Below are 11,191 nucleotides of genomic sequence, written 5' to 3'. Positions count from 1 at the left end.
TTGTTCGCCCCTGATACTGCAGGCTGGCGCCAGAATTCCGGCAAAGTTCGCGGAGTCAACCGGCCCGAACTGCCATGCATCGCTTTTCAGACGGTTGACTGCGGAGCGCGGCCCGGTCGCCGGCCGGGCTGGAGCGGGGCGGAGACAGGAGCGCAGGCCCTGCCGGCGACCGGGCCGCGCGCGGGGAGCGGAGCGAGCCGCCTTGAACCCGTAGAGAAAGTTGTAACTCAGTCGGTGGCATGGGGCTTGTCTTGCCTCGGTTGATGCTTGACACCGCGCTCTCCTCGGCTTGGCTGTGCACGCCTGATCGCCGCATGCAGGGAAGGCCGGGGCCGTGCTGGTGGAGTTGAGCGTGGTTGAGCAGCGGTATCACTCGGTCATGGAGGTGGCTGCGCGGTGCGGCTGGCGCGGATCATCACGGTGAGCACCGGCGAGGCAGGTGACGGCTGGCTCTGCCCGATGTCCTCGTACCCCCATGACTGGTAGAGCGTGTGCACTTTTCCGTCCCCAGCCGCCGGGTTGACCATGAGCGTGACGTACGGCTCGTCGCGGGTGGCGAGGAGAGTGTCGTGGATGCGGCGGGCGGTGCCGGTTTTTCGCCAGGGCGACCGGACTCCGCCCTCCTTGAGGGACACTGCCGGACGCTCGGTGTACTCCTCCGCCGGCGCCGGGTTGATGCGCTGCCAGTACCGGTCGCCCTTTTCGATGCTGTTGCCGTATGCGAAACCGACCGGATGTCCGTCCGCGTACGCGAGGACGGCCGTGAACCCCGGCTCGAGGCAGTGCCGGTCCAGGCGCTCGCCGAACGCGGTGACCGCGTAGTTCGGCAGGTGCAGCAGCGGGACGCGCACATCGGCGTATACGTCGAGGAGATCGCCGCGGACGGTGTCGAGGGTGGTGAACGTGCGCAGTTCAACGGCCGGCGCCGTGGTCATGCAGCCATCCTCCAGGTGGTGGTGTGCTCGGTCCAGGTCTGGACGGTGGTGCTGCCGGGCGCGGTGGCGCGCAGCGCAGCCCCGAACTCTTGCAGCATGCGCGCCACCCGGGCGTGTTGAGTAGCTGCGTCGGCGGGGACCTTCATCGCGGTGGCCGTGGCGGTGTCGGCTTCGCCCTGTCCGAGCTGCGCGTGTGCGAGCCGGGCAGTATTGATGGCGCGATCACGCTGCATCTGAGGGCGGAGCAGGGTCAGGCTTCGGTGGGCGTGCGATTCGGCCCGTTCGAAGTTGCCAAGGCGGAGGTACGCGGACAGAGCAAGTGTTTCCAGCTCTGCTCCGTCGCGGACAGCAGCCATCCACGCCGGGCGAGCAAGATCCGGATCGGCGCGTTCGAGCGCGTCCTGAGCGCAGCCGAGGGCATGTCGTACTGCTGCGGTGTCGCCGGTGAGGCCGAGGGTGGCGGCCTGGCGGGCGTGTCCCAGGCAGGCGAACAGCGGGTCACGGCGGGTGAGGTGCAGACTGCGTGCGACGTCGTTGGCGGCGAACGCGTCGGCGGGGCGGCCCATGTGCCGGTACATCGTCCCTGCGTGGCTCCAGATGCGGAACTTGATGGCCTGGTCGCCGGACATCTCGGCAAGGGACTGCGCCTCACGCATGTGCGCCTTGGCGTCGTCGTAACGCCGGCCGTCGATGGCGGCCCACATCGCGGAGGAGCGGAACGCGGCTGCGGAGGCGTAGAGGCTGCTGCGTACGCGCTGGGCGGCGCTGCCGGCGTTCTGGAGGTTCAGTGCCTCGTCGGCAAGTGCGGCGGCCCGTTGCTCGATGCCGAGTTGGCCGCCGTGGCGGTGGTCGCTGGCGATGATCTCGGCGAAGCGCTTCTGTAGACGATCGACGTCGCTCATGCCGATACGGCGGGGCGATGCGGTGCCAGGGGCTGCTGCTGCGGCGGCAGCCGCAGCGATGCCGCCGACGAGGGTACGGCGCTTCATGTCGGGGTCCTCCTGCTGCGGTGGGGCTGGGTTGGACGGAGTCCGGCCCCGTGGCACGAACCCCAAGGCGACGGCGTGCAGGCCGCTGACGTCCTCAAGTGCCTTGCGGGTAGCGGATTTGGGCCACGTGACCCGGCCTGCTTTCCAGGCCCGGACCGACGAGCCGTCGAGGCCGCCCATCCGCCCGGTTAACTGCTCGACGGCTCTGTTCACAGCGTCAGCCAGGCTGTTGGAGCTGTAGCCGTGTTCGTCCATCCACGCCTCAAGAGAGGTGTTGCGCGTGGTGCCCATCCCTGCACGGTAGCCCTGACGACCCCTTCCCGTCAGGCAAATAAGAGGTCAAATCGCCCTAGTTTGTTACTTTGGGTGACCCCCCGATCACCCTAACCAGGCTGGTGCGAACGGGAGTTGTCTGGTCACTGGTCGCTCGTCACCCCCGTACGGGCGGCTGTTGACGGCCCGGTTCGCCCCTGATGCCTTCTTGGGACGAGCCGGGCGCCGAGACAACGCGAAGGCTCCACCCCAATGACGAGTCTCAGCACGCCCGTTCAGCCCGCTCCCACTGGTCATCCTGCCTATAGCCAGACCTTCCCGTGCGAGCCCTCCACGGCCGAGATCGGCCGCAAGCTCGTCCGTGACGCTCTCGGCGCATGGCACCTCGAAGACCTCGCCGACCGCGCCGCACTGATCATCTCGGAACTGATCGCCAACGCCGTCAGGCACACCCCGTGCCGCTCGATCCGCCTGGTTGTCGGGCGGCCGAGCGCGACTCGGGTACGTGTCGGGGTGGTGGACCGGGCGCCTTCGCGCCTACCGAGCCTCGGTCCGCCCGATGATGACGACGAGGCGGGCCGCGGTTTGGTCCTCATCGACGCAGTCTCCGACCGCTGGGGCTATGACCTGCGCGGCTCGGACAGGCGCCCATGGGGCAAAGAGGTCTGGGCCGAACTCCTCATCAAGGGCGACCAGTGAGCACTGCGGCCGCGGTGCTCCTGCCCCTCCCGAGCCTCGGCCGCCTCCGACCCCGCCAACAGATGGCCATGGAGGGCGCCCGCTGTGGTCGGTACCTGGGGCTCGCCTACTTCATGAAGCAGCGACCAGCTACCGCCTGATCTGACTCGCGTCACAAGACTTCCCAGCGCGAGGTAGACGGCCTCCGACGGCTCGTGACCTCTCGCTGGGACGGCACCGCAACACCCAACCATTCAAAGGAGTTGATTGGCATGACGCGCAACACCGTAGTTCCCAGCCGCACCCAGGCACGCCCGCAGACCCCGGGGGCATCGGACGGCTTCGACCTGGACGTCTCCCTTGTCGAAATCGACGATACGGCGGGCCTGGTCAACCTGACCGACGACAACTGCGGCACCACCTGTGGCGCCTGCACCACCAACGTCGCCTGACCCGAACTTCGGGTTTCTCCCGGCTGGTGTCGCCGCGTCGCGGGGCGCGACGCGGGGGCACCAGCCGTTCATCCCTCGCCTACGGAGGTAGTCGTGGTTGCTCCGTCCACAGCGTTTCTTGCTGGTACTACGGCACTCGTCCGCGCCGTAGCCCGGCCGTCGCTGCCGGTTCCGCCGTGCCCTGACCCCGATGACCGCTCGCCCAGCAGCCCGGCGGCCTGTGTGGCGTGGCTGCGCGCGGTCTGGGCGAACAGCGATGTCGCCGAAGCGTTGCAACACTCCAGCCCCGTCCTGGCCACACAGGTACGGACCTTGTGTACGGCCGAGAAGCCCTCTGCGCGGGACGTGCGGCGCGCGACGCTGTCCGTAGCCCGCTACTTACTGCGATCCCAGCACCGGGCGACGCCATTCGGCCTCTTCGCCGGCGTCACCACTGCGGAGTTCGGACCGCAGGCGTGCACAGACTGGGGAGTGGACCACGTGGCCGTCGGCCACGCGGGCGCGGAGTGGCTGGCCACCGTCGTCGAGCGGCTGGAGTCGTGCCCTGACCTGCTCCAACAACTGCCCGTGGTCCTCAACGGCACCGTGACGAGCCGGGGGGACCGGCTTATCGTGCCGTTCCAGTCCGACATCCAGGACGATCGGACTCGCGCGGTCGAGGCGTCCCTGACCCTGACCGAACCAGTACGCACGGTCCTCGCCGCCTCTCAGACGCCGATCCGGGTCGGTGCGCTCGAGGACAAGCTCCGGGCGGAGTTCCCAGCAGCCGAGCCGGAGAAGGCGCGTCGTCTGCTGGGGGAGCTGATCCGGCAGCGGGTGTTGATCACGAGTCTGCACGCTCCGAGCACCGAGACCGACGCCCTCGGATATCTCCTCGACCAGCTCGACGCGATCGACGTCGGTACTCTCGCCCCGGTCGCTGAGACGATGCGCGAACTCCGCGCAATCCGGGCGGGCTTGGAGGAGTGCGTCACGCGCGGCGGCCGGGACAGCGTCGCAGCGCGGATGCGAGCCGTCGTACCCGGCCTGCGCCGCCACCCTGTCGCGCTCGATCTGCGCCTGGACGCGCGGATCGTTCTGCCGGACGAAGTAGCACGCGAGATCGAGCGCGCCGTCCTCATCCTGACCCGGGTGAGTGCTCGCCCGTACGGGACCGCCGCGTGGGGTGAGTACCACCAGAGGTTCTACGAGCGGTACGGCATCGGCACGATGGTGCCGCTCCAAGAGCTCGTCGCGGACAGCGGCGCCGGCTATCCCGACGGCTACCCGGGCACTGCGACCGGCGCGCGTCGGCCTCGCGTCTCCGCTCGGGATGACGCCCTCGTACGGCTGGCACAGGCCGCCGCGCTCGACGGCCGCGACGAGATGATCCTCACCGACGAGTTGATCACGGCCCTGGACGTGGGACCCGACGAGCCTCGGGTGCCGTCGCACCTGGAGTTGGGCGTGCGGGTGCTTGCGGCCAGCCTGGAAGAGTTGCAGCGCGGGCGGTTCCGGCTGGAGGTCGTGAGTGTGTCCCGTGGGGCCGGCGTCTCCACGGGCCGGTTCCTCAGCGTGCTGACGCCGGGCGATCGCGAGGCCCTGGCCGCGGAGCTGGTCGACATCCCGGCCGCCGACAGCAACACCGTGCCGGCGCAGCTCTCTTTCCCACCGCTCCTGTCCGAGAGCGCCCACGTCACCCGCGCCCCGCAGGTCCTGCCCACCGTGATCAGCCTCCAGGAGCACCGCGCTCCGGCGGACGCCGTCCTCACTCCCAGGGACCTGGCGGTGGGTTGCGATGGCCGCCGCCTGTACCTGGCCGCCCCCGAGCGCGGCCAGCGCATCGAAGCCGTCGGGATGCACGCGCTGAACCTCAAGACGCACACTCCGCCGCTGGTGCGATTCCTCACCGAGCTGTCCCGCGCCCAGTGCGCGCAGGTCACCGTGTTCGACTGGGGCGCCGCAGCCGCGATGCCGTTCCTGCCGCGCCTGCGCTACCGGCGCACGGTGCTCGCCCCGGCCCGCTGGCGGCTGGAGGCGCCCGAGCTGCCCGACCGCGCCTTCCCTCAGGACGAATGGGACGCCGCCCTCACCGACTGGCGGGCCCGGCGGCGGCTACCTCAGCGGGTCTACCTCGTCGAGGACGACCGGCGCCTTTTCCTCGACCTCGACCAGGCCGGCCACCGGACACTGCTGCGCCACCACCTCGACCGCGCGCGCCTGGCCGTGCTCGTCGAGGCCGCGGAACCCGAGGCGTTCGGCTGGTGCGACGGCCGCGCCCACGAGGTAGTCGTGCCGCTCAAGGCGAACCGGCCGCCGGCGTGGCCACCCCTTCCCGTCCCCACCCCGGCCCGTGCCCTCTCCCTGGCCCAGATGCAGACACCGGCTGTCTCGTCGGTACTACTGGCCACCCTTTATGGAGACGCTCGCCGCCAGGACACCCTGCTCTCCCGCCACTTGCCTGACCTCCTCGAACGGCTCGGCGGCCCGCGGTGGTGGTTCATCCGCTTCCGAGACCCCGAGCAGCACTTGCGCCTGCGCATCGCGCTCCCCGCCCCGGAGGCATTCGCCGCGACTGCCCACACGGTGAGTGCCTGGGCCAACGAGCTGCGCGTTGCGGGTCTGCTGGCGGACCTGCGCTATCCCACCTCCTACCGGGAGATGGGCCGCTGGGGCTCCGGCACTGCATGGGACGCGGCCGAGGAAGTGTTCCGGGCGGACTCACGCGCCATCCTGGCCCAGTTCTTCCAGCCAGGGCGCCCACACCAGCGCACGCTCGTGGCCGTCCACACCCTCGCCATCGCCTCCGCGTTCCTCGGCAGCACTCAAGCCGGGATGCGCTGGCTGATCGAACACGTCCCGCCCGCAGCCCCCGCGCCCGTACCACGCCCGCAGTTCACCGACGCCGTACGCCTCGCCGACCCCAACGCCGACTGGGCGAAACTGCGCGACGCCCCCGGAGGAGCGGCCATCGTGTCGGCTTGGGCCGACCGCGACGCGGCACTCGCCGCCTACCGGCCGCACCTACCAGGCCTCGACACGCAGGGCATTGCCCTCGACGACGTCCTGACCTCCCTGTTGCACGTCCACTTCGTACGGCACATCGCGGTCAACTTCCCCGAAGAAGAGGTCTGCCTCTACCTAGCCCGTGCCGCCGCCCTGGCCTGGACCGCCCGCACCACCGGGAGGACACCGTGACCGCCCACCCCGCGCTTGACCTCGCCGCTGCCGTCGCCGAGGAACTCGCCGACCCCGGCGCGGCACACCTTGGGCCGGTGACCTCTCATCGGCAGCACCTCGCTCACGGCCTTCCCGGCATCGCGCTGCTGCACATCGAGCGGGCCGCGGCCGGCCTCGGACCGTGGCAGCGCGCCCATGACTGGCTCGCCGCTGCTTCCCACGAACCGTTCACCACTGGCCCCGACAGTCACCCCTTCTACGGGGCGCCCGCCTTCGCGCACACCCTGGCCTGCGCCACTGATCACCTGCCTGGCGCCTACCAGGGTGCCCTGGCCACGCTGGACCGGCAGATGGCCGCCGATGTGAGCCGCCGCGTTGACGCCGCGCATCGCCGTATCGACGCCGGACTCCTCCCGGCGCTCGCCGAATTCGACACCATCCGGGGTCTGACCGGATACGGCGCTTACCTCCTGCGCCGCAACCCCGGTGCCGCCGCCCTACGCGCCGTACTCGACTACTGCGTACGCCTCACCCAACCGATCACCCACGATGGCGCGACCGTGCCGGGTTGGTGGACGGAAACGGGGCCCTCGGGCCGCCCGGACGACCGTTTCCCTGGCGGGCACGCCAACAACGGCATGGCGCACGGCATCGGTGGCGTACTTGGACTGCTCGCGCTCGCCGCCAGGCACGGCACCTTCGTCGACGGACACGACGAAGCACTGGGCCGGATCCTGGCGTGGCTTGACCGCTGGCAAGAGGACACCGGCCGGGGCCCGGCCTGGCCGTACTGGGTCATCCGGGACGAGCTGTGCTCGGGACGCCTTACCGGGTCCGCGCTGCAGCGGCCGTCATGGTGCTACGGCACCGCCGGTCTCGCCCGCGCCCAGCAACTGGCCGCGCTCGCCCTCGGAGATACCCGTCGTCAGGTGGACGCCGAGAACGCGCTCGTGGCCGCCCTCAGTGACCCCGCACAGCTCAAGGCCACGACGGACAACGGCTTGTGCCACGGCGTCGCCGGCCTCACCCACATCGCCTCCCGCGCGGCCGACGACGCCCGCCCTTCGACGGTCGGACAACTCCGCGCCACAATCCCGGCGCTTCTGGCCGTGGTTCATCCCCGGGGCACTGACCCCGCGCACGCGGCCAAGGAGCTTGTACGGGACGCGGAGCGATGCCCCGGTCTCCTCGACGGCGCTGCCGGTATCGCCCTGGCCCTCCTCGCACCCAGCACCGCAGTGCCGCCCCGATACGCGTGGGACGCCTGCCTGCTCATCGCTTGACCCCATCCACCGAAGGAGCTCCGCATGCCCCCTGACACGTTCGACCGTTGGCAGCAGCACAACATCACCTTCGCCGACCGCGAGAGCGCCAAGCGCGCTATCGCCGAACGCCTCTCCCCCGCCCTGGTCGCGGCAGAAGCCGACGGGCAGCTCACCGGCTGGTGGTTCATGAACAAGCAGCCCTGGCCGCTGCGGTACCGCGCTGACGAGCCCTCACCTGCCGTTGAAGCGCTACTGAGCGAGTTTGTCGAGGACGGCACGGCTGTGTCGTGGCTGCCCAGCGTCTACGAGCCCGAGACCGACGTCTTCGGCGGGACCGAGGCAATGGGCCTCGCTCACGAGCTGTTTGAGGCGGACAGCCGTCACCTGCTCACCTATCCGCCCGGCCCGGAGAGCCTTGGGCGCCGGGAGACAACCGTGCTGCTGGCGAGCGCGATGATGCGAGCGGCCGGATTGGACTGGTTCGAGCAGGGCGATGTGTGGGCGAAGATCGCCGCCCTCCGGCCGACCACCACCGCTCTGCCCCCTGAGCAAGTGGCCGAACTGGTATCTGAGATACGGAAGTTGATGACCGCCGAAGCCCGCAGCCTATGCCGCCCGAACGGCCCGCTCTCCGGACACGACGAGTGGGTGACCGCCTTCGAGCGGACGGGCGCCGCACTCGCTTCCCTCGCCACCGGCGCCGGCCTCACCCGCGGTCTGCGGGCAGTCATCGCCCACCACGTGATCTTCCACGCCAACCGCGCCGGTCTCCTCCGGGACGACCAGAGCGCCCTGTCCAACATCGCACGAGAGGTAGTCATGGGAACGAGTGACAACACAGCGTCGCCCGGCGATGCCACCGCCGACGCCGATAGCGTCCACGCGGTGAACAACGACACGCGCGCCACCCCCACGGCGGACGCCGAGCGCCTCCGCAACGCCCTGGTCGACCAGCTTCGCGCAGACGGGCACGCCCGCAGGCCCGCCGTCGAGCATGCGTTGCGCACCGTGCCCCGCCACGTGTTTGTGCCTGAAGCGTCGCTCGAAGACGCCTACACCAACGCACCGGTGCACATCAAGTACGACACCGACGGCACGTCGATCTCCTGTGCTTCCCAGCCGGGCGTCGTCGCTCTCATGCTGGACCAGCTCGATGCCCAGCCCGGCGAGCGCATCCTCGAACTCGGCGCCGGTACCGGCTACAACGCCGGTCTGCTGGCCCACCTGGTCGGCGAGAGCGGACACGTGACCACTCTCGACGTCGACGACGACCTCGTGGAGGGCGCCCGCGCGCATCTCGCCGCCGCCGAGATCACCAACGTCGAGGCGGTGACCCGCGACGGGGCCCTCGGCTACGCCGAAGGAGCGCCGTACGACCAGATCATCGCAACCGTGGGCGCCCACGGCGTGCCGAACGCCTGGTTGCATCAGCTCGCTCCCAGCGGCCGGCTCCTCGTCCCTCAGCGCCTCAAGGGCACGGTGTCCCGCTCCATCGCGTACGAGCAGCGCGACGGCCGATGGGTATCGCTCGGCAGCGAGATGAACACCTTCATGCCGCTCCGACGGGGCATCGCCGACGACGACCGCCGCGTCATCCCGCTCAGCGCGGACGGCACTGTCCGGCTCCAGGCCCCCGTCGGCCAGCACATCGACGCCGACGCCCTCACCGGTGCCCTGGACCAGCCGCGTACCGAGGAGTGGACCGGCATGATGGTCCGCGCCATGGAGTCACCCGAGTGGATGGAACTGTTCCTCACCTGCTCCCTTCCCTCCGGCCTGATCCGGATGTTGTTCCCCCGGAGCGCCAAGGGCGGTCTGCTCACCGAGGACCCCTACCCCTCGTCGACCGCGATCGTCGACAAGGGCGCCGTCACCTACCTGGCGCGGCGCCTGTCGAAGGAGAAGACCCCCGAGGGCGGAAAGCTTTGGGAGTTCGGGGTCATCGGCCACGGCCCCGGCAGCGACGAACTGGCCGCGAAGGTCGCCGACGCCATCCGCACCTGGGATCGCGAGTATCGCGGCCGTGAAGCCACGTTCGAGATTCAGCCCCTCGGCGCTCCCGCAGCCGAGCAACGCCCTGGCCTCTTCACTCTGCATACCCCGCTGAACCGGATCGTCGTCGACTGGCTGTGATGCCCCGCGCGTAGCGGACGGTGCCTGTCCACGTACGGCTGGCGGGCACCGTCGTTTCGACATTTCTCACTCACGCCTGGGGGACCCATGGACCCGCAAGGACTCGTAGCCCAGCGCTTCCCGCTCGTCGCCCGCTTCCGGCCCGCCTGTCTGCCCCTGCCTACGCGCGTGCGCGCGCTCGTCGGCCTGGCTGCCACTGCGGTGAAGAAGACCGACCAGGGGCTCGCATCGGCCGTCTACAACCAGGCCGCGCTCCTCGCCTCCGATCTCTGCCTTCCCGACCTCGCGCGGGAGATGTGCCGCCAGCACGCCACCGCATACCTCCACGCCTGCCCCCTGCCTGGCGTGAGTGCGATCCGTGGGCTGGAACCGATCGCCAACCTCGCCCGCCTCCAGATCCGCGCCAGCCGTGCTGATGAGGGCCGTCAGCGACTGCTCGACCTGTATCAGGCCGTCGAAGGGGGCGCAGCTGCTCGCTTCGACGGCGTCGCGGTACCGGCGGACCTGACGGCGACCGATGAGGACCGTCGCGAGGTCCGCGCGTGGCTGTGGCGCGTGCTCCTCGCCGACGGCACGCGCACCCTCACCACCGCAGGACGTTGGGCCGAGGCCAAAGCACACATCGAAGCTCACCGGGGCGTAGGTCATCGGATGCTCGACGGGCGCCAAGTCGCCGTACTCGCCGCCCTGGTTGCCGGTGACACGGCATCAGCCGCTGCCCTCCTCACCGACACGACGGACGGCGACCCGTGGGAGCAAGCCGTCACGGCCTGCCTGACCGTCCTGTGCCGACGCGACGCCGGGCAGCCGGTCGACCGCCACCTGGCGGACCTGGCAGCCGCCTGTCTTGAGCGGCAGGCCGAACCTGGGATGACCGTCTTCGACATCCGGCTCGGTCTCACCGTCCTCGATGCGATCGGCTCCGCCGAGGCGCCCGCCGCGCATCGCATCGTCGAGTACCTCCACCGCAGGACGATGGATGCCGAAGACGGCTATGCGGCCCGCGACAACCTGGCGCACCCCCTGTTCACCGCGATCGCCACGGACCGGCAAGTACAGGACTGCCGAGCCCTGGTGCGTTCCTGCGCCCTCGGGACCGGGGCCATCCCGGATGGGCAGCAGGGAGAACTGACGGCTGCTCTGCGCGCCAGCGACAGTGTGATCCGGCAAAGCCTCTTACGGCCCTGAGAGCCCCAGAGCCGTTGCAGTCTCAGCCTCGATCCACCGCGTGAATGCTGATCATGGGTGTCGGGCGGGTTCCGGGTGTTTCTTCGGGGTGTGGGCAGCGGTGATTGCCGGGTGGCCGT

General features: G+C 70.1%; 8 protein-coding genes. 6 read left to right on the top strand and 2 right to left on the bottom strand.

The window, feature by feature from the left end:
* Positions 1–377: 377 nt before the first annotated feature.
* The gene (locus M2271_RS39215; protein ID WP_280892247.1) at positions 378–935 is read right to left on the bottom strand and encodes a GNAT family N-acetyltransferase; all 558 of its coding nucleotides are present in this window, start codon (positions 933–935) and stop codon (positions 378–380) included.
* Positions 932–2,215: an XRE family transcriptional regulator gene (locus M2271_RS39210; protein WP_280892246.1), complete on the bottom strand. Its 1,284-nt coding sequence runs from the start codon at positions 2,213–2,215 to the stop codon at positions 932–934. Before M2271_RS39210 ends, M2271_RS39215 begins: the two co-directional genes overlap by 4 nt.
* A gap of 234 nt (positions 2,216–2,449) precedes the next feature.
* Here M2271_RS39210 and M2271_RS39205 point away from each other — a divergent pair, with 234 nt between their 5' ends.
* From M2271_RS39205 to M2271_RS39180, 6 genes are all read left to right on the top strand, one after another.
* A complete protein-coding gene (locus M2271_RS39205) occupies positions 2,450–2,896 on the top strand; it encodes an ATP-binding protein (protein WP_280892245.1) in 447 nt (148 codons plus the stop codon).
* A 251-nt stretch (positions 2,897–3,147) separates the two neighbouring features.
* The gene (locus M2271_RS39200; protein ID WP_280892244.1) at positions 3,148–3,327 is read left to right on the top strand and encodes an FxLD family lanthipeptide; all 180 of its coding nucleotides are present in this window, start codon (positions 3,148–3,150) and stop codon (positions 3,325–3,327) included.
* A 222-nt stretch (positions 3,328–3,549) separates the two neighbouring features.
* Positions 3,550–6,504 carry a lantibiotic dehydratase gene (locus tag M2271_RS39195; RefSeq protein WP_280892243.1) on the top strand — a complete coding sequence of 985 codons (2,955 nt, stop codon included), beginning with the start codon at positions 3,550–3,552 and terminating at the stop codon, positions 6,502–6,504.
* On the top strand, positions 6,501–7,769 hold the full coding sequence (locus M2271_RS39190) for a lanthionine synthetase C family protein (protein ID WP_280892242.1): 1,269 nt from the start codon (positions 6,501–6,503) through the stop codon (positions 7,767–7,769). The genes M2271_RS39195 and M2271_RS39190 overlap by 4 nt, the downstream gene beginning before the upstream one ends.
* A 24-nt stretch (positions 7,770–7,793) precedes the next feature.
* A complete protein-coding gene (gene fxlM, locus M2271_RS39185; RefSeq protein ID WP_280892241.1) occupies positions 7,794–9,884 on the top strand; it encodes a methyltransferase, FxLD system in 2,091 nt (696 codons plus the stop codon).
* A gap of 87 nt (positions 9,885–9,971) precedes the next feature.
* Positions 9,972–11,072 (top strand): hypothetical protein, encoded by a 1,101-nt coding sequence (locus M2271_RS39180; protein WP_280892240.1) that lies wholly within the window; start codon positions 9,972–9,974, stop codon positions 11,070–11,072.
* Positions 11,073–11,191 lie beyond the last annotated feature (119 nt).

It is taken from the genome of Streptomyces sp. LBL (assembly GCF_029893585.1).
GTDB lineage: Bacteria > Actinomycetota > Actinomycetes > Streptomycetales > Streptomycetaceae > Streptomyces.
Note: the sequence above shows the minus strand (reverse complement) of the source record. Positions and strands in the feature narration are given on the sequence as shown.